The sequence below is a fragment of the Sphingopyxis bauzanensis genome, assembly GCF_002205675.1.
Lineage (GTDB): Bacteria > Pseudomonadota > Alphaproteobacteria > Sphingomonadales > Sphingomonadaceae > Sphingopyxis > Sphingopyxis bauzanensis.
This window is the reverse complement of record NZ_NISK01000001.1, coordinates 167,619-186,402: the sequence shown is the minus strand read 5'-3', so window position 1 is coordinate 186,402 and position 18,784 is coordinate 167,619. Positions and strand designations below refer to the sequence as shown.

General features: G+C 64.0%; 22 protein-coding genes, 1 tRNA gene and 1 other RNA gene. 15 read left to right on the top strand and 9 right to left on the bottom strand.

Annotation, left to right across the window (positions count from 1 at the left end):
* Positions 1 to 78: 78 nt before the first annotated feature.
* Positions 79 to 555, top strand: coding sequence for a transcription elongation factor GreA (gene greA / locus CDQ92_RS00890; protein WP_088439243.1), 477 nt, complete (start codon positions 79 to 81; stop codon positions 553 to 555).
* Between the two features lie 13 nt (positions 556 to 568).
* Positions 569 to 1,204, top strand: coding sequence for a rhomboid family intramembrane serine protease (locus CDQ92_RS00885; RefSeq protein ID WP_088439241.1), 636 nt, complete (start codon positions 569 to 571; stop codon positions 1,202 to 1,204).
* A 31-nt stretch (positions 1,205 to 1,235) separates the two neighbouring features.
* On the opposite strand, the gene CDQ92_RS00880 is transcribed toward CDQ92_RS00885, so the two are convergent.
* The 5 genes from CDQ92_RS00880 to CDQ92_RS00860 form a co-directional block, all read right to left on the bottom strand.
* On the bottom strand, positions 1,236 to 1,784 hold the full coding sequence (locus tag CDQ92_RS00880; protein ID WP_088439239.1) for an NUDIX hydrolase: 549 nt from the start codon (positions 1,782 to 1,784) through the stop codon (positions 1,236 to 1,238).
* Positions 1,785 to 1,905: 121 nt separating this feature from the next.
* The gene (locus CDQ92_RS00875; protein WP_088440493.1) at positions 1,906 to 2,592 is read right to left on the bottom strand and encodes a TPM domain-containing protein; all 687 of its coding nucleotides are present in this window, start codon (positions 2,590 to 2,592) and stop codon (positions 1,906 to 1,908) included.
* Positions 2,593 to 2,604: 12 nt separating this feature from the next.
* On the bottom strand, positions 2,605 to 3,417 hold the full coding sequence (locus tag CDQ92_RS00870; protein ID WP_088439237.1) for a TPM domain-containing protein: 813 nt from the start codon (positions 3,415 to 3,417) through the stop codon (positions 2,605 to 2,607).
* Entirely contained in the window at positions 3,414 to 3,929 is a 516-nt protein-coding gene (locus CDQ92_RS00865; protein ID WP_088439235.1) for a TPM domain-containing protein, read from the bottom strand. Before CDQ92_RS00865 ends, CDQ92_RS00870 begins: the two co-directional genes overlap by 4 nt.
* Position 3,930: 1 nt before the next feature.
* Positions 3,931 to 4,533: a LemA family protein gene (locus CDQ92_RS00860; RefSeq protein ID WP_088439233.1), complete on the bottom strand. Its 603-nt coding sequence runs from the start codon at positions 4,531 to 4,533 to the stop codon at positions 3,931 to 3,933.
* A 116-nt stretch (positions 4,534 to 4,649) separates the two neighbouring features.
* On the opposite strand from CDQ92_RS00860, the gene mscL reads away from it, so the two are divergent.
* Both mscL and ssrA read left to right on the top strand, forming a co-directional pair.
* On the top strand, positions 4,650 to 5,066 hold the full coding sequence (gene mscL / locus CDQ92_RS00855) for a large conductance mechanosensitive channel protein MscL (RefSeq protein WP_088440492.1): 417 nt from the start codon (positions 4,650 to 4,652) through the stop codon (positions 5,064 to 5,066).
* 105 nt (positions 5,067 to 5,171) lie between these two features.
* Positions 5,172 to 5,527, top strand: a transfer-messenger RNA (tmRNA) gene (gene ssrA / locus CDQ92_RS00850).
* 154 nt (positions 5,528 to 5,681) lie between these two features.
* Here ssrA and CDQ92_RS00845 read toward each other — a convergent pair.
* The gene (locus CDQ92_RS00845; protein ID WP_088439231.1) at positions 5,682 to 6,092 is read right to left on the bottom strand and encodes a MerR family transcriptional regulator; all 411 of its coding nucleotides are present in this window, start codon (positions 6,090 to 6,092) and stop codon (positions 5,682 to 5,684) included.
* Positions 6,093 to 6,196: 104 nt separating this feature from the next.
* On the opposite strand from CDQ92_RS00845, the gene CDQ92_RS00840 reads away from it, so the two are divergent.
* Entirely contained in the window at positions 6,197 to 6,829 is a 633-nt protein-coding gene (locus tag CDQ92_RS00840; RefSeq protein ID WP_088440491.1) for a cation efflux transmembrane domain-containing protein, read from the top strand.
* A 283-nt stretch (positions 6,830 to 7,112) separates the two neighbouring features.
* Here CDQ92_RS00840 and CDQ92_RS00835 read toward each other — a convergent pair whose 3' ends face one another.
* The 3 genes from CDQ92_RS00835 to CDQ92_RS00825 form a co-directional block, all read right to left on the bottom strand.
* The gene (locus CDQ92_RS00835) at positions 7,113 to 8,234 is read right to left on the bottom strand and encodes a helix-turn-helix transcriptional regulator (protein WP_144035666.1); all 1,122 of its coding nucleotides are present in this window, start codon (positions 8,232 to 8,234) and stop codon (positions 7,113 to 7,115) included.
* A 304-nt stretch (positions 8,235 to 8,538) separates the two neighbouring features.
* Positions 8,539 to 8,614: transfer RNA gene (locus CDQ92_RS00830), tRNA-Thr, on the bottom strand.
* Positions 8,615 to 8,631: 17 nt separating this feature from the next.
* Complete coding sequence (locus CDQ92_RS00825) at positions 8,632 to 9,504, bottom strand: hypothetical protein (protein ID WP_088439227.1); 873 nt, start codon at positions 9,502 to 9,504, stop codon at positions 8,632 to 8,634.
* Positions 9,505 to 9,566: 62 nt separating this feature from the next.
* On the opposite strand from CDQ92_RS00825, the gene CDQ92_RS00820 reads away from it, so the two are divergent.
* The 10 genes from CDQ92_RS00820 (at position 9,567) to CDQ92_RS00775 (ending at position 18,763) form a co-directional block, all read left to right on the top strand.
* Positions 9,567 to 10,142, top strand: coding sequence for a NifU family protein (locus CDQ92_RS00820; RefSeq protein WP_088439225.1), 576 nt, complete (start codon positions 9,567 to 9,569; stop codon positions 10,140 to 10,142).
* A gap of 27 nt (positions 10,143 to 10,169) precedes the next feature.
* Positions 10,170 to 10,763 carry a malonic semialdehyde reductase gene (locus CDQ92_RS00815; RefSeq protein ID WP_088439223.1) on the top strand — a complete coding sequence of 198 codons (594 nt, stop codon included), beginning with the start codon at positions 10,170 to 10,172 and terminating at the stop codon, positions 10,761 to 10,763.
* A gap of 19 nt (positions 10,764 to 10,782) precedes the next feature.
* Entirely contained in the window at positions 10,783 to 11,400 is a 618-nt protein-coding gene (tsaB, locus tag CDQ92_RS00810) for a tRNA (adenosine(37)-N6)-threonylcarbamoyltransferase complex dimerization subunit type 1 TsaB (RefSeq protein ID WP_088439221.1), read from the top strand.
* Positions 11,397 to 11,879 (top strand): GNAT family N-acetyltransferase, encoded by a 483-nt coding sequence (locus CDQ92_RS00805; protein WP_088439219.1) that lies wholly within the window; start codon positions 11,397 to 11,399, stop codon positions 11,877 to 11,879. The genes tsaB and CDQ92_RS00805 overlap by 4 nt, the downstream gene beginning before the upstream one ends.
* A 107-nt stretch (positions 11,880 to 11,986) precedes the next feature.
* On the top strand, positions 11,987 to 12,421 hold the full coding sequence (locus CDQ92_RS00800; protein WP_088439217.1) for a Ros/MucR family transcriptional regulator: 435 nt from the start codon (positions 11,987 to 11,989) through the stop codon (positions 12,419 to 12,421).
* A 132-nt stretch (positions 12,422 to 12,553) separates the two neighbouring features.
* A complete protein-coding gene (locus tag CDQ92_RS00795) occupies positions 12,554 to 12,979 on the top strand; it encodes a Fur family transcriptional regulator (RefSeq protein WP_077147848.1) in 426 nt (141 codons plus the stop codon).
* Complete coding sequence (locus CDQ92_RS00790) at positions 12,948 to 13,745, top strand: lysophospholipid acyltransferase family protein (protein ID WP_229667543.1); 798 nt, start codon at positions 12,948 to 12,950, stop codon at positions 13,743 to 13,745. The genes CDQ92_RS00795 and CDQ92_RS00790 overlap by 32 nt, the downstream gene beginning before the upstream one ends.
* A 7-nt stretch (positions 13,746 to 13,752) precedes the next feature.
* Positions 13,753 to 15,102 carry a tRNA (N6-isopentenyl adenosine(37)-C2)-methylthiotransferase MiaB gene (gene miaB / locus CDQ92_RS00785; protein WP_088440489.1) on the top strand — a complete coding sequence of 450 codons (1,350 nt, stop codon included), beginning with the start codon at positions 13,753 to 13,755 and terminating at the stop codon, positions 15,100 to 15,102.
* Between the two features lie 131 nt (positions 15,103 to 15,233).
* On the top strand, positions 15,234 to 16,241 hold the full coding sequence (locus tag CDQ92_RS00780) for a PhoH family protein (protein WP_088439215.1): 1,008 nt from the start codon (positions 15,234 to 15,236) through the stop codon (positions 16,239 to 16,241).
* A 299-nt stretch (positions 16,242 to 16,540) separates the two neighbouring features.
* Positions 16,541 to 18,763 (top strand): TonB-dependent hemoglobin/transferrin/lactoferrin family receptor, encoded by a 2,223-nt coding sequence (locus CDQ92_RS00775; protein ID WP_229667542.1) that lies wholly within the window; start codon positions 16,541 to 16,543, stop codon positions 18,761 to 18,763.
* Positions 18,764 to 18,784 lie beyond the last annotated feature (21 nt).

Here is an 18,784-nt window from a genome sequence, read left to right as displayed (position 1 = left end):
CGACATTGACGGAACAGCGGCGCAGCCGCCCGGCGAAGTTTCGCTGGCGGCGGGTTATTGACGAAGGACAACAGGAAAATGGCAAGCGTTGAAAAGGTGCCGATGCTGGCAGAAGGCTATGAGAAGCTGAGCACGCAGCTCACTGCGCTCAAAGCCGAGCGGCCGCTGATCGTCGATGCGATCGAGGAAGCACGCGCCCACGGCGACCTTTCGGAAAATGCCGAATATCACGCCGCGAAAGAACGCCAGGGCCAGGTCGAAGCGACGATCGGCGACCTCGAGGACAAGCTTTCGCGCGCGCAGGTGATCGACCCGACCATGCTGTCGGGCGACCGCATCGTGTTCGGCGCGACCGTGACGCTCGCCGACGAAGACGACAAGCCGGTGACATACCAGATCGTCGGTCAGGCCGAAGCTGACGCGAAGGATGGTAAGATCAGTTACAACTCGCCGCTCGGCCGCGCGCTGATCGGCCGCCGCGTCGACGACGAGGTCGAGGTCACCGTTCCCGCGGGCGACAAATATTATCTGGTGAAGAAAATCGAATTCATTTGATGGGACGATTACGATGAAGCCGCAGGACGCGCCGCTGGTCACGGGCTATGCGCTGGCGTGCGTCATCATCTTTGCTTTGCTGTGGATCACGGGGTTTCAGGGTAACGCGATCGTCCGCGCCGGGTTCATTCCGGCGCGGTTCGGGTCGGAACTCATCGTCCCGCCGGGGACGATGGTGCCCTTCTTCCTCACCCCACTGACCTCGGCCTTCCTGCACGGCGGGGTGCTGCACATCGTCTTCAACATCATCGTGCTGCTGTTCATCGGGCGCCAGCTGGAGGCGCCACTGGGCGCCAAGGCGATGGCGGTGCTGTTGCTCGCGGGCGCCTATGCCGGCGCATTTGCGCAGTTTCTGGCCAATCCGCAGTCGGCTGTGCCGATGATCGGCGCCAGCGGCGCCATCTCCGCCGTGATCGCCGTGTTCGCGCTGATCTTCAGCCGCTCACAGGCGCCCGCGATCGGGCCGATCCCTTCGCATTGGGTCCGCGCCCTATGGCTCGCCGCAGCGTGGATTGCGGTGCAGCTGCTGATCGGCTTTGCGGGCGGCAGCGGGTTCGGCGCTATCGCGATCTGGGCGCATGTGGGCGGGTTTCTGGCGGGATTGCTCCTCGCGCGGCCGCTGCTCAGGTGGCGGTTCGGGGCGCGGTAATCTTCCCCTAAGTCCGTTGGACACGAACGGGTCAGAGGTTGCCCAACAACCCCCCCGCCAGCAACATCGCCACCCGCACATCGATCCCGCACCCCTCGGCGCGTTTCGCGGCCACAAAATCGGCAATCCCGGCTAGCGGAACCCGGTGGACGACAATATCCTCGCTATCGACCCCGCCACCGTCACCGATTTTCACCAGCCCGGTCGCCATCAGCAGCGTAAAACTCTCGCTGACCATCCCCGGCGAGCTGTAGAATTCACCAATCACCCGCCAATGTGACGCGCGATAGCCGGTCTCTTCCTCCAGCTCGCGCTCGGCCGCAACCTTGGCGGCTTCGCCCGCGCTATCGTCCCCGACCAGTCCCGCGGGCAGTTCAAGGCACTGGACCTTCAACGGCACCCGATATTGTTCGACCAGGATGACATGGCGCCCGTCGGCGGAATCATCGATCGCCAGGATCACCGCGGCATGGATGCCCCGCGAACGCGAGACATATTCCCATGTTCCCTGCTGTTTCACGGTTATGAACCGGCCCTCCCAGCGGGTTTCGATCGGGGTGCCGGGCACGGGGCGGGTCATGTGTTTCCTTTCAACCTCTGAACCGTTCGCCCTGAGCTGGTCGAAGGGCAGTTCTTTCCTTTAGCGCGCAAGGAAGAACGATGCTTCGACTAGCTCAGCACGAACGGCTGCGAGGAATGCTCTAAATCTCGATCAAGCGATCGGGCAGTTCGTTCGGATTCTCGCTGCCGCGCGGGAAGTGCTGCGCCAGTACGACGCCCATCTGCGTCACCGCGGCCGCCATGCCCGCACCCGGCTGACCGGCCCGAACGCGGTCGATCAGCGCGTCCATCGCGTCGCCCCACACCTCGGGCGCGACTTTCGCCGCAATCGCCTCGTCGGCCACAATGTCGGCACGATGCTCTTTCAGGCTGAGGTACAGCAGCACCCCGGTGCGGCCTAATGTCTTCGCCTCGGTCCCGACCTTGAACAGGTCGATCGCACGGGCGCGCACCCGCTGCGCCTTGATTGTGCGCGGCGTCAGCGCCATTCGCAGCGGTTTCCACAGCAGGATGAGCCATGCAGCGATCCATTTGAGAACCCCGACCGCGATCACCGTCCCAAGCCACTGATTGGCGGTCAGCTCATAGCCCCAGCCACCGGTCAGCCGGTCGTAAAGCCCGCGGAAAAATTCGGGAAACAGCGCGATCACCGACATCGCGACGAACGCGACGACGCTCGCCCAGACGAGCGCGACGTCGTCATATTCGTTCGACTTCGCCGCGACGACCGTGACGATTTCGCCGCTGGTGTGCGCTTCGGCCGCCGCCACTGCGACGGTCACGACATCATGGTCGGCCTCGCTGATATGACTGACTTTGCGTGGCATCATATGTTCCCCTTACCAGCCGCCGGAGGCCCCGCCGCCCCCGAAGGAGCCGCCGCCACCCGAAAAGCCGCCAAAACCGCCGCCGCCGCCCCAGCCACCGCCGCCCCATGACGATCCGCCGCTGCCGCCGCCCCAGTCATCGCCGCCCCAGATGATGATAGGCGCGTCCCACGGACGACCCTTGCGCCGCTTTTTGCCCCGACGTCCCAGACGCGACAGCATTGGCAGGACGAAGAAAATGAAGATGATAAACCCGACAAAGAACAGTCCGCCGAAATTGCCGTCGTCGGCACGGTCGCGTTCGTTCGCGGCGGCCGCCGCAGCGCGCGCCTGCGCTTCCTCGGGCGGCAGCTGGATCTGCTGGGCGATTGCGTTGACCCCGGCCTGAATGCCGCCGGGATAGTCGTTCGCCTTGAACAGCGGCGTCACGGTATCGCGGATGATCCGCCCCGACAGCGCGTCGGTGAGCACGGGTTCGAGGCCGAGACCGACCGCAATGTGCATCCGCCGTTCGTTCGGCGCGATCAGGAAAACGACGCCATCGTCCTTCTCGGCATCGCCGATTCCCCATTCGCGGCCCAGCCGATAGCCATAATCTGCCACGTCGCGGCCCTCGAGATTGCTCACCGTCGCGACGACTAGCTGGTGTCCCGTCGTTTTCTCCAGCTCGAGCAGCTGCGCATTGAGCGCGGCTTCCTCCGCTGCCGGAATGATATCCGCCTGATCGACGACAGGATTGCCCGCGAGCTTGGGGAAAGTCTGCGCGGCGGCAGGCGCCGCAATCAGCGACAGGCCGAGCGCCCAGCCAAGCAAAAGCGACCTCATTGGGGTTCTCCCGTGTGGGCGGCGATCGCGTCGATCCCCAGCATCAGCCCCCCGGCATAATCGCCCTGTTCGAGCCGCGGCGTCATCTGCCGAACTACTGTCAGCGCATTGTCGTCGGTCAATGTCTTTTCCATTCCGGTGCCGGTGGCAATCCGCATCTGCTGCTCCTTGGGCGCCACCAAGATGAGGACGCCGTCGTCGTAATCCTTGCGTCCGACGGCCCAGCGATTGCCCAGGCACGTGCCAAAATCATCCACACGCACGCCGTTCAGGCTGGTCGTCGTCGCCACCACCATTTGGTGCTTCGTGCGCTGTTCATATTTCGCAAGACGATCCGACAGGCGCGTTTCTTCGGCTTCCGACAAAATATCTGCCGCGTCCGTTACCTGGCCTTGCATCGCCATGTGCGGGACGTCTTTGCACACAAACGACTCCGCTGGGGGCGCCGCCGCCTTGCATCCGCCCGCGATCAACAAGATCGCGAGCGGCGCAGCAAGGGCGGCGAGCCGCATCTTACGTCCCGAAATCGACCTTCGGCGCCTGATTGGCGTTCGGCGTAATCGCCTTGTACGGGGTCATCGGCTTGGCGCCATGGACGATCTTGGCGCCGATGATGTCGGGAAAGGTGCGGATCGTCGTGTTATAATCCTGCACCGAGCCATTATAGTCCTGTACCGCCACGTTGATGCGGTTTTCGGTGCCCTCCAGCTGGGTCATCAGGTCGGCAAAACGCGCCTGGCTTTTCAGGTCGGGATAGGCTTCGACGGTGACGAGCAGGCGGCCGAGCGCGCTCGACACATTGCCCTGTGCCTGCTGGAACGCCTGCACCTTGGCGGGATCTTCCAGATCGTCGGTGCTGAGCTTCACCTGCGTCGCAGAGGCGCGCGCCTGGATCACGCCTTCCAGCGTCGATTGCTCGATCTGCGATGCGCCCTTGGCGGTTTCGACGAGGTTGGGGATCAGGTCGGCGCGGCGCTGGTACGCGGCCTCGACATTGGCCCATTTCGCCTTGGCGGCTTCTTCCTTGGTCGGGACGCTGTTGATGCCGCAGGCGGACAGGCTCATCGCGGCGACGGGCAGGATCAGCCAGCGGGCGGTACGAGTGGTCATGGTCAAAAACTCCCTCCGGCGGCGTTTTGCCGCAACAATACACTACATAGGATGTTGCTGGACTTTGTGCAATCGGCGTGGCACCGTTGGCGCTCAGGATCAACCAGCCAGGGAGCAGCAACATGCTGGGAGAATTCAGGGAATTTATCGCCAAGGGCAATGTCATGGATCTGGCGGTCGGCGTCATCATCGGCGGCGCCTTCGCAACGATCACCGGGTCGTTGACCGCCGATCTGATCATGCCAATCGTCGGATGGATCTTTGGCGGGGTCGATTTTTCGAGCAAGTTCATTCTGCTCGGCAGTGTGCCCGACGGGATTGCCGCGACCGACTATGCCAAGCTGAAAGAAGCCGGCGTGGCGATGATCGGCTATGGCGCCTTTATCACTGCGGTCATCAATTTCCTGATCCTGGCGTTCGTGATCTTCCTGCTGGTGCGCTGGGTGAACAAGGTCATGCGCCGCGCGCCCGATGCGCCTGCGGGACCGACCGAGGTCGAGCTTCTGGCCGAAATCCGCGACGAGTTGCGCAAGAAATAGCCCCAGTTCGTTCGTGTCGAGCGACGTCGAGACGCCAGTCGCAGATGCTTGGCCTCACGGCATCTCGACTTCGCTCGATACAAACGGACAGTGAGGAACGGCTGCGCCCTTTCATTCGGCGGGCAGGCACCCTATATAGCTCAGGTCGGTTTCGGCCGACTATGGTGATAAATGGTGTCGTGAAATAGACACAGCGGACCCGGGGGCAGTACCCGGCGGCTCCACCACAAACCCGCCAATCCGCAAGGAAAAGCGGGCTTCTGAGGGGGCCGAACCAGGATCGACGTGTGTTCAAAGACGATATTTTTGCCCGGGCTGAGTAACCCGTTCAAGGCTCAAAACCAATAGGTGCTAACGATAACGAAGCACTCGCTCTGGCTGCCTAACCGATAAGCCTCACGGCCTAAGGTTAGACAAATAGAACGCGGTTCGGACCGAACCGGGCAACAGAATCGGAAACCAGCGGCTGGGGACGAGCCGGGCAACAGAATCGTCCCACCTCCCCTTTCTCTCAATCGTTGCCCACGCGCAGGCGGGGGCCGCTGTCATTTTGCCAGACGGTGATGGATTAGGCCGCTAGCGGCCCCCGCCTTCGCGGGCGAGACGGGTTGTGTCCTAATGCGCGCTTTCGCAATGCCGATGATCGCCAAGCGCCTCGATCACCCGGCAATCGGCGGCGACCCCGCCGCGGCAGCGCCCGACGATGCGTGTCAGTTCGTCGCGAAGCAGCGTCAGTTGCGCGATTTTCTCCTCGACCTGCGCCAGATGGCGGCTCGCGATGCGGTCCGCCTCACTGCAATCGCGCTCCGGATCGTCCGACAGGTCGAGCAGCGAGCGGATTTCCTCGATCGTGAAACCCAGGTCGCGCGAATGGCGCACGAAGGTCAGCCGCGCGCGGTGCGGATCGCCATAGCTGCGGTAATTGGCCGCGGTCCGATCGGGCTCTGGCAACAGCCCGATGCGCTCATAATAGCGGATGGTTTCGATATTGGTCCCGGTTGCCCGCGACAGCTCGCCGATTTTCATCACTTGACCCTGTAGTTGCTACAGGGTCCATATAGGGTCTCGACTCGCCGAACCAAGCAGGCTTTTCTGTGAAAACCGGTTCGGCGCAGGAAGGAGCCTCGACCTTGTCTGATCATTGCTGTGCCGGTGCCAGCGGCAAGACCGCGCTGAACGACCCGCGCTGGCGGCGCATCCTGTGGGCGGCGCTGCTGATTAACGCCGCGATGTTCGGGGTCGAGATCGTGGCCGGGGTCGCGGCGGATTCGCGCGCGCTGCAGGCCGACGCGCTCGACTTCCTGGGCGATGCCGCCAATTATGCGATCAGCCTCGGCGTCGCCGGGATGGCGCTCGCGTGGCGCGCCCGCGCCGCCATGGTCAAGGCGGTCACAATGCTTGCCTTTGGCCTGTGGGTGCTGGGCTCGGCAGTCTGGGGTTTCATCGACGGATCGGCGCCCCATGCCGAAACGATGGGATTGATCGGCGCGCTCGCGCTCGCCGCCAATGTCGCGGTCGCGCTGATGCTCTATCGCTATCGCACCGGCGATGCGAATATGCGGTCGGTGTGGATCTGCTCGCGTAACGACGCGATCGGCAATGTCGCGGTGATGGGCGCCGCGCTCGGAGTGTTCGGGACAGGGCAAAGCTGGCCCGACCTTGTGGTTGCCGCGATCATGGCGACGCTCGCGATATGGGGCAGTATCGAAGTGTTTCGGCAGGCGCGCGGGGAACTGGGCGCGATCCCGGCGACGGACCACTGACTTTCCACCCTGTGGGCGCGTTTCATATCCGATGCGAAAAGAGCTCCGCCGAAATTCGACGGAGCTCTTCCAGGTCGCACACACATCTGACTGGCGAGGACCCTCGCCCTGCCGTTCTGGGTCGCATCGAACGGCAGGAATTTTTACGAGCCCGATTCCTTCGACACCCGACCGCACCTGTCCGGAAACTAGGGTCGTATGTCGAAGGAATGGCCCCCTTAGTCCTTGCAAACGGACCTTTATTTTGCACTGGTGTAGCGATCATCCCCCTTCAGGGGGGTGATCAACTTAAGATAGGGGCCAGCAACCGCATCAGACTGGCCTCGCTATCGACGCCGCATTTCGGATAGATTTGCTTGATCTGCCCACGCAAGGTTTCGGGGGTCACCCCCCGTTCTGCAGCGATCGTTGAGCGCGTCCTGCCATCGAACAGGCGAACAGCGATGTCGGACTCGGCGAGGCTGAGCCGGTAAAGTGCAGCCAGATAGGCTGCCACGCCGGCGCGGTCGCGCCGCGGGCCATTGGCAATCAGGAGCGCATGCGGCAGCTTACCCAGCGACCAGCTTCGCACTGGGAGACGAAAACCTTCGATCATCAGTGGTGGCCGTCCTTCGGCGGTCGTGATCCGGGTCCGGATGTGATCCAGCCCGTCATCGGCGATCAGCGCCTGGACCGCCTGGCGCATCGTGAGGGGCGCGGCCGCGCCATCGAGCACCCGGCCCGACAGCCGCACGTCGCCGGCATCGACCATGGCATCGGCCCCGATGCTGTGCGCCAGCACCTTGCCGCGGACGTCGATGATAAAGGCGCTGATCTGAATCGCGTCGAAGGCGCCCGCCAGCAGCTTGGCTTGTTCGCCCTCCAGCTTCTCTTGCAAACGCACCGCGCGCCGCGCTGCCGCTGCGCCCTTGGCAAAGACTCGTCGCTGCGCTGGCGTCGTTCGGCCGTCGCTGCGATTTCGGAGCGTAGCCAGACCGACGACGCCAAAATTATCGATCACCAGATTTGTCTGACAGCCAAAAGGGATACCGATCTCTTCGCACCAGTCGACATAATCGGGCGACGCCAGTTCAGGGATCACCCGGTCATAATCATCTTCGTGCAGGACAGAATCGTAAAAGCCGCGCTCGACGTGGCGGTTCGACGCGGCAACCCGGAAATTATGGCTTCCCGTGGCCCAGCCGCTGGCTGCAAAAAAGTCGATCATTTCGGGACTGAAATTGGTGACGATGTTGAACGGGATTTCACGGGCACCGCCAACCCCGATCAACTGACCATGCGTCGACCCTGTCCGGATCGCGAGCGTATTGAGCGCCTCCAGCCACAGGTCGGGCTGCAGCGCCGCCTGCATGAATATATCGTCCCAATCCCGATCGATCCGCTGGCCCATCGCGTCTGCCGTCAATCCTAGTATGTCCTGAGTGTTCGAACTTTCGTCCAACTTTATAACAAAAGCCATAAAATTAGCGTTGGTGAACATTCGATGGACCGGTTTTCCACACATGATTGGGCGAGAGGTAGCAGTTCGCGAAAAGCGTTCTGGCTGAGATGCACGTGTCGGGCGATGGCTGCTGCGCCGACCCGGCCGCGTATAAGTGGCGTTCATCGATGCAGAGCGCAGGCAATGGGACCGCAATTGCCCCGATCAGCCACGCGGGGGACGGGGTTCCCGGCCAATCGATGCACGAACGGCTTTGGGGCGACTGACCTGGTGCCGGCTGTCAGACTCGAACTGACGACCTACCGCTTACAAGGCGGTTGCTCTACCAACTGAGCTAAGCCGGCGCGGAACGCCCCTTGCTTCAAATTATGCCAAAGGTCCAGCCTTCGGTGCGCGCGAGGGTGTCGGTTAGCGGCGATGGCGACCATAGTGCTGCATCGCTGGCAAGCGCGCGCAGCCATGCCGCGGTGAGCAGGGCATCGCTGGCATGGTCGCTGATCGGACCTCTGAACCCGGCGAGTGGCGAACCGAATTCGGCGAGTGCCATATCCAGCAGCGCGCCGTCGCGGATCTTGCTGCGCCCCACCGCGACCCCGGCGGCGCGCGCTGCGACGCCGGTATAGATTTCAACGAGCAGCGGGCCGGTCGCGGGGATGGGATCGAGCGGCCACAGCGGCAGCCGCGGGTGCAGCCGGTGGAGCAGGCGCATTCCCGTCAGGCTCGCCTTGCCGACCTGTGCGGCGCCGATCAGGTTGAAATTGCTGACGCTCGCCGCCTGCTTTGTTGCGCGCTGATGCTGCTCGACGACCCGCAGCCGCCCCGTGCCGGGCGCGAACAGGTCGCCGACGTCGCCTTGCGCGTGGCGGAAATGCCGCCGTGCCTCGGGATGGGTCAGAAACCCGCCGATCTCGTAATGCGGGTCGGATGCCGTCAGCCGTTCGACCAGCGTCCACAGCGCGGGCAGGGTGTTCGGGCTCGCGTCCCATTCCGGAAAATAGGCGCCGCGATCGGTAAAGGCGAACGCGGCCGAAAAGTCGAAACCGATCAACATGTCGGCGCGCGATGCCGCAACATCCTCTAACCAGGTCAGGATTTCGGCGCGCGACCAGATATGGCCGGGACGGACCAGTTCGGGCGCGCCGGTGCCGCTCGCCACCGCCAGCGCAATCCCGCGCTGCCGCGACCCGCGGGCGCCCGACCAGTCGAGGGCAGCAAAGTGGGAGAAGCGGCGCATCCACGGCGTCTAGCGCCCCCAATCGGCTTGCACAAAGGGCGATGGCGTCCCACATGCACCCCATGCTGATCGAAACCGAATCAACGCCCAATCCCGCGACGCTCAAATTTCTGCCCGGCCAGGCGGTGATGGAGGCGGGAACCCGCGACTTTGCCAGCCCCGAAGAGGCCGAGGCATCGCCGCTCGCCAGCGCGCTATTCTCGCTCGGCGATGTGACGGGGGTGTTCTTTGGCCGCGATTTCGTGTCGGTCACTGCGGCCCCTGGCGTCGGCTGGAGCGACCTCAAGCCCGACGTGCTCGGCATATTGATGGACCATTTCCTTGCCGGCGTCCCACTGTTCAACGCCGCCAGCGCGGCCTTTGCCGTGCCGCCCGAGGATGAAGCCGGCTTTGCCGATGATCCCGCCGATGCCGATATCATCGAGCAGATCAAGGAACTGATCGAAACGCGCGTGCGGCCTGCAGTCGCCAACGACGGCGGCGACATCGTCTACCGCGGCTTCGACAAGGGCAATGTGTATCTGAAGATGCAGGGCGCTTGCGCTGGTTGTCCGTCGTCATCGGCGACGCTCAAGAACGGCATCGAATCGCTCTTGAAACATTATGTACCCGAGGTAACGGCGGTTCACGCCGTCTGACCTTTCACATTTCAGGAGAATACCCCGATGAGCGAGCCGCTATCCGACAGCGCCCTCGACCAGCTGTTTCGCACTGCCCGCACCTATAACGGCTATCTCGACCAGCCCGTTTCGGATGCGCAGCTGCATGCGATCTGGGATCTGATGAAATTTGGTCCGACCAGCGCCAACTGCCTTCCGGCGCGGATCATCTGGTGCACCTCGGATGCCGCCAAGCAAAAGCTCGCGGCGCTGGCGATGCCCGCCAATGCCGAAAAGATTTTGGTGGCGCCAGTCACTGCGATAATCGGCATGGACCTCGAATTCTACGAAAATCTGCCCGAACTCTTCCCGCATACCGACGCGAGCAGCTGGTTTGTCGGCAATGAGGAGCTGGCGAAGACGACGGCGTTTCGCAACTCCAGCCTGCAGGGCGCCTATTTCATCCTCGCGGCGCGCGCGCTCGGCCTCGACACCGGCGCGATGTCGGGCTTCAACAATGCGGCGGTCGACGAAGCCTTTTTTGCCGACCAGCCGAGCGTGAAGAGCAATTTCATTTCGACCCTCGGTTATGGCGATCCATCGACGATTTTCGAGCGCAGCCCGCGCCCGGACTTCGGTCGTTTCAATCGTATCGCCTGAGCCGGACACTCTCAACTTCATGCGCCAGTTGGTGATCGATTCGGCGAGCGAGGCCTGTTCGGTGGCGCTGCTGGACGGCGCGACCCTCGTCGACTATCGCCACGAGGAGATCGGTCGCGGTCACGCCGAGCGGCTGGTTCCGCTGATCGCCGAACTCGTCGGCGGCGGCAAGGCCGACGCGATCGTCGTCGGCTGCGGACCGGGCAGTTTTGCCGGGGTTCGCATCGGCGTTGCTGCGGCGCGCGGACTGGCTTTGGGCTGGCAGGTGCCGGTGCAGGGGTTTTCGACGCTCGCGCTGGTCGCCGCCAGCGCTGCCGACGCGATTGCAGCGGCGGGCGGCGCGCTCGTCGTGATGGAAGGCGGGCACGGCCAATGGTTTGTCCAGCCGTTCGCCGCCGACCTGTCGCCGCGCGCCGATCTCCGCTCGCTGCTGCCCGATGACGCGGCCACGTTGACCGAAGAACTGGTCGTCGGCAACCGCGCCGAACAATTTGTCGCGCGCCGTGGTAGCGGCCGTGCGGTGGCGACGCTGCCCGATGCGCGCGCGTTCGTGCACCTGCCGCCAGCCGCGCTGCTCGACCAGCCCAGCCCGATCTATGGCCGCGCACCCGACGCCAAGCCGATGGCGCCAGCATGACGGGCAACATTCGCCTCGCCACCGCGCGCGTCGCCGATCTGGCCGCAGTGATGCGCGTGATGGATGCCGGCTTCGAGTCGGCCTATGGCGAAGCGTGGAGCGGTGCGCAGCTGCTCACCCTGTTCGCCTTGCCCTCGGCGCGCGTTTGCATTGCATGGGATGGCGACCAGCCATGCGGCTTTTCGGCGGCGCGGATCGCTGGACCCGAAAGCGAACTCTTGCTGCTCGCGGTCGACCCGGACTGGCGCGGACGCGGGATCGGCAAGTTGTTGATGCAGGACTGGCAGGCATGGGCGATGGCGCAAGGAGCCGATGAGTATTTTCTGGAAATGCGCGCCGACAATGACGCCGTTCATCTGTATTCGCGCGCGGGATTTTCGGAAGTGGGTCGGCGTGCGGCCTATTATCGCGGCCAGGACGGCAAGATGCGTGATGCGATTACCATGCGGCGAACGCAATCGGTATCAGGTGGCAACTGATCGGTTGTTGCGCAATCGCTTGCAAAGTGGCAACATTGTAAGTGGCGCAACAAGAATTCCAATGTTCGCTGTTCAGCTTCTGGGTCAAAACAATAAGGAATAGTGTCATGTCTGACCAAGCCGATACCAACGAGATGCTCGTTACACTGACTGCCGACATTGTCGCGGCGCACGTCAGCAATAACAGCGTTGCGATTTCCGATCTTTCTTTGCTCATCAACAATGTCCACGCCGCCCTGACGGGTCTCGGCTCCGCGCCGGTCGTTGAGGAAAAGCTGGTCCCTGCGGTGTCGATCCGCGCCTCGGTCAAGCCCGACTTCATCACCTGCCTGGAAGATGGCAAAAAGCTGAAGATGCTGCGCCGTCACTTGATGACGCATTATGGCATGACCCCCGACGACTATCGGACCAAATGGGGCCTGTCCGCCGACTATCCGATGGTCGCGCCTAACTACGCCGAACGGCGCCGGGCGCTGGCGAAGGAAATCGGGCTTGGCACCAAGGGCCGTGGCGGCGGACGCAAGCGCAAGGCCAAAGTCTGATCCGTCGCGATTGGTCGCCCGCAGAGGCAGGGAACGGCCGTGTCGCGGGCCGCCGCCCTTGTCCTCGCGCCGGGGTGACCCTATACAGTCAGGATAAGAAAGACGCGGCTGCATCTTGCAGGAAAGGCCAGCATGTCCGGTACCATCGATCTTGAAGCACTGTGCCACGAAAAGGGGCTGCGCATCACCGAGCAGCGCCGCATCATCGCGCGCGTCATCTCGGATTCCGAGGATCATCCCGACGTCGAGACGCTGTACGAGCGCGCGTCAAAGGTCGACAGCGGCATTTCGATCGCCACTGTCTATCGCACCGTGCGCCTGTTCGAAGAGGCGGGTATTCTCGATCGCCACGATTTCGGCGACGGCCGCTCGCGCTACGAGGCCGCGCCCGAGGCGCATCACGACCATCTGATCGACGTCGAAACGGGCAAGGTGATCGAATTTGTCGATCCCGAACTCGAAGCGTTGCAAAAGGTGATCGCCGAACGGCTGGGCTTCCGCCTCGTCGACCATCGCATGGAGCTTTATGGTGTCGCCCTCGATCGCAAGCGCGACTGATCGCGCCGCGATCACCTGGCGGACGGTCGCTCGCCTGACCCTGATGGTGCTGGCGCTCCTGTTTCTGATCGTCCCGCACCTGCTCTACCGCGCCGTCGGTCGGCCGTCGCCGATGGTGATGGCGTTCCTCAATGCGGTGGGCTGGATCGCTGGGCTGCGCATCCGCACCACCGGCACCCGGCTCCGCCGCGACGTCCTGTTCGTGTCGAACCATGTCAGCTGGCTCGACATATTGGCGCTCGGCGGTGCCGCGCGTTCGGCGTTCGTGTCAAAGGCGGAAGTGAAAACAACCCCCGTCGTTGGCTGGCTCGCCGATCAGAACAGCACCATCTACGTCCAGCGCGAAGCGAAGCGCGACATCCACAATCAGGCGAACAGCCTGCGCGACGCCCTCGCGCGTGGGCGTCCGGTGACGCTGTTCCCCGAGGGGACGACCGGACCCGGTGACGGCCTGTTGCCGTTCCGCGCTTCGCTGTTCCAGGCGATCATCCCGACCCCGCCCAATCTGCAGGTCCAGCCGGTGCTCCTCGATTATGGACCGGAGGTGAACGACATCGCATGGCTCGATCCTGAATCGGGGCTCGGCAATTTTAAGCGCCTGCTCGCGCGGAAGCGGGCAATCCCGCTCACCATCCATTATCTGGACCCGTTGCCCGACGAAGCTGAGCGCGACCGCAAGGCGATCAACGAGGCGGCGCGTATCGCTATCGCTGGCAAAATTGCGGCGACTGCGCGGCCTTCCGCCGCGCCGCGGCATCGCCTATAGCGCGCCGATGAAATCCGACTCCCCACCAAATTCTGCCAAGACCTTCCACGTCAAATCCTTCGGTTGCCAGATGAACGTCTATGACGGCGAGCGCATGGCCGAGATGCTGGGCGCCGAAGGTTATGTTGCTGCCGCAGACGGCGCCGACGCCGACCTCGTCGTGCTCAACACCTGCCACATCCGTGAGAAAGCCGCCGAGAAAGTCTATTCGGACATCGGCCGCTTGAAGCGCGCCGACGGCAGTCGCCCAACGATCGCCGTCGCGGGCTGCGTCGCTCAGGCCGAGGGCGCCGAAATCGCCCGCCGCGCCCCCACCGTAGACGTCGTCGTTGGCCCGCAGGCGTACCACCGCCTGCCCGACCTGCTCGCCCGCGCCGCGCGCGGCGAGAAAGCCGTCGACCTCGACATGCCCGCGATGAGCAAGTTCGGTGCGCTACCGGCCCGCGGCGCGGGTCAGCGCCCGACCGCGTTCCTGACGGTGCAGGAAGGCTGCGACAAATTCTGTACCTATTGCGTCGTTCCCTACACCCGTGGCGCCGAGATCAGTCGCCCGTTCGCCGACCTGGTCGCGGAGGCGCGCGCGCTGGTCGCGGGCGGTGCGCGCGAGATCACCTTGCTCGGCCAGAACGTCAACGCCTGGGACGGCGAAGACGCCAAGGGCAGGGCGATCGGCCTCGACGGACTGATCCGCGAACTGGCGCGCGAAGACGGGCTGGAGCGCATCCGCTACACCACCAGTCACCCCAACGACATGACCGACGGGCTGATCGCGGCGCATGGCGAGGTCGACAAGCTGATGCCCTTTCTCCATCTGCCGGTGCAGGCGGGCAGCGACCATATCCTCGCGGCGATGAACCGCAGCCATAGTAGCGAAAGTTATCTGCGCGTTATCGAACGCGTCCGTGCGGTACGCCCCGACATCGCGATCTCGGGCGATTTCATCGTCGGCTTCCCCGGCGAGAGTGAGTCCGATTTTCAGGCGACGCTCGATCTGATTCACCAGACGCGCTACGCCATGGCATACAGCTTCAAATATTCGCGCCGCCCCGGCACCCCCGCAGCGACGATGGACGACCAGATTTCCGAGGAAGTGATGAACGATCGCCTCCAGCGCTTGCAGGGGCTGCTCAACGAACAGCAGCAGGCGTTTAATGAAGCGAGTGTCGGCAGCACGACGCGGCTCCTCCTCGAACGCAAGGGCAAGCTCGACGGGCAGCTGATCGGCAAGACGCCGTGGCTCCAGTCGGCGCATGTCATCGCGCCGGGATTGGCGATCGGCGACATGGTCGACGTGCGGATCGTATCGGCCGGAGCGAACAGCGTTGCCGCCGAAGCACTGGCGGAAGAAGTCGCCTAGTGCGACTGGCGGAAGCTGTCTCCACGACGACACACTTGCTCGCCTTCCGTCGAATTGTGAAACTATCGGTGATGGACTCCCGCCTTTGCGCGAGTACACAGGATCATTCTTAGCTTAGGTGACTTGCCCATATGTCCAAACGCCCGCTGACCGCCTCGACCCCCGCCGAACCCGGCGACCGCGTCCGACTGACCGCGGAATTTGAGCGAACGCAGCTGTTGGGCATTTTGTTTGGCGAGTTCGACCGCAATCTGGTCGGCATCGAAAACCGCCTCGGCGTCTATATTTCGGCGCGCGGCAACCGGGTGCAGATCGAGGGCGAGGCCGAAGCCGCGGCGCGCGCCCGCGACGTGCTCGTCGATCTCTATAACCGCATCGAACAGGGGCAGGAGGTTGACGCCGGGATGGTCGACGGGGTGATCGCGATGTCGGCGCAGCCGACGCTCGCCGGCATCATCCGCCACGACAAGGACGAAGCGCCGACGGTGATGATCCGCACGCGCAAAAAGACGATCGTGCCGCGCGCCCCGTCGCAGGTTCCTTACATGAAGGCGCTGGCGCGCGACGACGTGATCTTCGCGCTCGGCCCGGCGGGGACGGGCAAGACCTATCTCGCGGTCGCGCAAGCGGTGGCGCAGCTGATCACCGGCAGCGTCCAGCGCCTGATCCTGTCGCGCCCCGCGGTCGAGGCGGGCGAGAAGCTCGGCTTCCTGCCCGGCGACATGAAGGAAAAGGTCGATCCGTACCTGCGCCCGCTCTACGACGCGCTCCACGACTGCCTGCCCGCCGAACAGGTCGAGCGCCGCATCGCCAGCGGTGAGATCGAGATCGCGCCGCTCGCCTTCATGCGCGGGCGGACGCTCGCCGACGCCTTCATCATCCTCGACGAGGCGCAAAACACGACGATCCCGCAAATGAAGATGTTCCTGACCCGCTTCGGCATGAACAGCCGCATGGTCGTGTGCGGGGACCCCAAACAGGTCGATCTGCCGATCCCCGCCAGCTCGGGCCTTGCCGACGCGGTCAGCCGACTGGAAGGCGTCGAGGGCATCAACGTCAGTTATTTCACCAGCGCCGACGTTGTGCGCCACCCGATCGTCGGACGGATCGTCGACGCCTATGAGGGGCCAGAGGCTTAACTCCTGAAAATCCTCCCTGTCGCGCAGTGATAGGGAAGGGGGTCGTTCGCGAAACGAGGTGGAGGGGCGGCGACGTTTGCGCCATCGCCCCTCCGTCCGCGCTTCGCGCTGCCTCCTCCCCATGGCTTCGCCACCGTGAGGACCGTTCCGCTTCACCGCGCGTCGCCCGGCATGCGATCCCCATATCCATGCAGCGATTAACGCAAACGAGTTGCAATAGCATAAAACTTGACCCCCTGATTTGACGCCTCTAGAGCGACGCTATTGCGAATCACTCGCAGATATTCAGGGGAAGTATTTTGACTAGCGATCGTTCGCCGTCCGTCATTCGCCTTGCGGCGGGCACCGCGCTGGGCCTTGCGCTCGCAGCGCCCGCAACGCCGGTTTTTGCACAGGACAATGACGGCGACTATTGGGCCGCGCGCAAGAGCCAGATCGTTGTCACCGCGACGCGCACCGCGGTGAAGGCCGAGGATATTCCGGTCACCGTCACCGTCAAATCCGACGAACAGATCGCCGACGAGCTGGTCACCGACATCCGCGACCTCGTCCGCTTCGAACCCGGGGTCAGCGTCCAGCGCCAGCCCGCGCGCTTCGGCGCCGCGCTTGGCGCCACCGGCCGCGCCGGAAACGACAGCTTCAATATCCGCGGCATCGGCGGCAACCGGGTCCTGATCCAGGTCGACGGCGTCCGCGTTCCCGACGGCTTCAGCTTTGGCGCGCAGGCGTCGGGCCGCGGCGATTATGTCGACCTGGGGCTGATCAAATCGGTCGAAATCCTGCGCGGCCCCTCGTCGGCGCTTTACGGTAGCGATGGCCTGGCGGGGGCGGTCAGCTTCATCACCGCCGATCCGTCGGATTTCGTCGAGGAAGGCAAGAGCATCGGCGGCCTGCTCCGCGCCGCGTACAGCAGCGCCGATCAGGAGTTCAGCGAAACTGCGATTCTCGCGGGCCGCAGCGGCGACTGGTCGGCGATGGCGGCCTACACCCGCCGCGATTACCAGGAGCTGGACAATCAGGGGGCAGTTGGCGGCACCGGCGCCGCGCGGACGCGGCCCAATCCGCAGGACGGGCGCTCCGACGCCGCACAAGCGCGCCTCGTGTACGACCCGGCGAACGGCCACAAGCTGCGCCTGACTGGCGAGTATCTCGACACGCACCTCTACACCAACGGCCTCTCGGGCCTCAGCGCGTCGGTCGATCGCCTCGAAGGCTTCGACAGCGGAACCCGCAAGCGCGTCTCCCTCGATTGGAGCTGGGACGGCGAGGGGGCGATCGATTTCGCCCGCGTCGCGCTTTACTGGCAGGACGGCGAAGATCGCCAATATACCGAGGAAGACCGCACCACCCTCCCGGACCGCACCCGCCTCAACACCTTTGAGAACCGCGTCTTCGGCGCCTCGGCCGACGCGCGCGCCGATTTTACCATTGGCGCGATCACCCATCGCCTCGTGTTCGGCGGCGACATCAGCCAGACGCGCCAGCGCGGTCTGCGCGGCGGAACCGTGCCGCCTGCTGGCGAGACCTATCCGACGCGCGCCTTCCCCAGCACCGACTTCACCCGCGCCGGTCTGTTCGTCGGTGACGAAATCGCGATCGCCGATGGCCGCCTGCTGCTCTATCCGGCGCTGCGATTCGACTGGTATGATTTGTCGCCCGACAACGACCGGCTGCTGCCGGGCTTCGTCGGTGCGAAACAGCATGGCTCGCGCCTGTCGCCGAAGTTCGGCGCGGTGTGGAAAATCACCGATCAGGTCCGGCTGTTTGCCAATTATGCGACCGGTTTCAAGGCGCCCGAGCCGGGGCAGGTCAACCAGTTCTTCGAAAATCTGACCTCTCCCTTCTTTTCCTACCGCTCGATCCCCAATCCCGATCTTGGTCCCGAACGCAGCGAAAGCGTAGAAGGCGGCATCCGCTTTGCCAGCGACGCGGTCAGCCTCGACTTCACCGGCTTTTCGGCACGCTACAAGGATTTCATCAGCCAGGAACAGATTGGCGGCGCCGGGACGATCGCCAATCCCATCCTCTATCAATTCGTGAATCTCGATCGCGTCCGGGTCAAAGGGGCCGAGGCGCGGTTCGAGGGGCGAGCGTCGTCCGGCCTGTATGCGACGCTCGCCCTATCCTATGCCAAGGGTGATGTGATCGAACCGACCGGCGGGCGCGCGCCGCTGTCGACGATCGATCCGCTCAAGCTGGTGGCCGGGGTCGGCTATCGCGAAACGCAGGGGCGCTTTGGCGGGCAGATCATCATGACGCATAGCGCCCGCGTCAGCGCATCGCGCACCACCGGCATCTGCACCCCCGGCTGCTTCCGCCCCGATGCCTTCACGATCCTCGATGCGACAGCATTCGCCCGCATCGTCGATGGGCTGACGCTGCGTGCCGGGGTCTTCAACATCCTCGACAAGAAATATGCCTGGTGGAGCGACGTTCGTGGACTCGCCTCCACCTCGACCGTCACCGACGCCTATACCCAGCCCGGCCGCAACGCGAGCGTGTCGCTCAGCTTCCGTTTCTGACCAACCGAAGGACTGCACCCC

Bases quoted from the DNA above. Each gene is read 5' to 3' on its own strand.
- greA (WP_088439243.1), top strand. From the start codon at position 79: ATGGCAAGCGTTGAAAAGGTGCCGATGCTGGCAGAAGGCTATGAGAAG.
- CDQ92_RS00885 (WP_088439241.1), top strand. From the start codon at position 569: ATGAAGCCGCAGGACGCGCCGCTGGTCACGGGCTATGCGCTGGCGTGC.
- CDQ92_RS00880 (WP_088439239.1), bottom strand. From the start codon at position 1,784: ATGACCCGCCCCGTGCCCGGCACCCCGATCGAAACCCGCTGGGAGGGC.
- CDQ92_RS00875 (WP_088440493.1), bottom strand. From the start codon at position 2,592: ATGCCACGCAAAGTCAGTCATATCAGCGAGGCCGACCATGATGTCGTG.
- CDQ92_RS00870 (WP_088439237.1), bottom strand. From the start codon at position 3,417: ATGAGGTCGCTTTTGCTTGGCTGGGCGCTCGGCCTGTCGCTGATTGCG.
- CDQ92_RS00865 (WP_088439235.1), bottom strand. From the start codon at position 3,929: ATGCGGCTCGCCGCCCTTGCTGCGCCGCTCGCGATCTTGTTGATCGCG.
- mscL (WP_088440492.1), top strand. From the start codon at position 4,650: ATGCTGGGAGAATTCAGGGAATTTATCGCCAAGGGCAATGTCATGGAT.
- CDQ92_RS00845 (WP_088439231.1), bottom strand. From the start codon at position 6,092: ATGAAAATCGGCGAGCTGTCGCGGGCAACCGGGACCAATATCGAAACC.
- CDQ92_RS00825 (WP_088439227.1), bottom strand. From the start codon at position 9,504: ATGCGCCGCTTCTCCCACTTTGCTGCCCTCGACTGGTCGGGCGCCCGC.
- CDQ92_RS00820 (WP_088439225.1), top strand. From the start codon at position 9,567: ATGCTGATCGAAACCGAATCAACGCCCAATCCCGCGACGCTCAAATTT.
- CDQ92_RS00815 (WP_088439223.1), top strand. From the start codon at position 10,170: ATGAGCGAGCCGCTATCCGACAGCGCCCTCGACCAGCTGTTTCGCACT.
- tsaB (WP_088439221.1), top strand. From the start codon at position 10,783: ATGCGCCAGTTGGTGATCGATTCGGCGAGCGAGGCCTGTTCGGTGGCG.
- CDQ92_RS00805 (WP_088439219.1), top strand. From the start codon at position 11,397: ATGACGGGCAACATTCGCCTCGCCACCGCGCGCGTCGCCGATCTGGCC.
- CDQ92_RS00800 (WP_088439217.1), top strand. From the start codon at position 11,987: ATGTCTGACCAAGCCGATACCAACGAGATGCTCGTTACACTGACTGCC.
- CDQ92_RS00795 (WP_077147848.1), top strand. From the start codon at position 12,554: ATGTCCGGTACCATCGATCTTGAAGCACTGTGCCACGAAAAGGGGCTG.
- CDQ92_RS00790 (WP_229667543.1), top strand. From the start codon at position 12,948: ATGGTGTCGCCCTCGATCGCAAGCGCGACTGATCGCGCCGCGATCACC.
- miaB (WP_088440489.1), top strand. From the start codon at position 13,753: ATGAAATCCGACTCCCCACCAAATTCTGCCAAGACCTTCCACGTCAAA.
- CDQ92_RS00780 (WP_088439215.1), top strand. From the start codon at position 15,234: ATGTCCAAACGCCCGCTGACCGCCTCGACCCCCGCCGAACCCGGCGAC.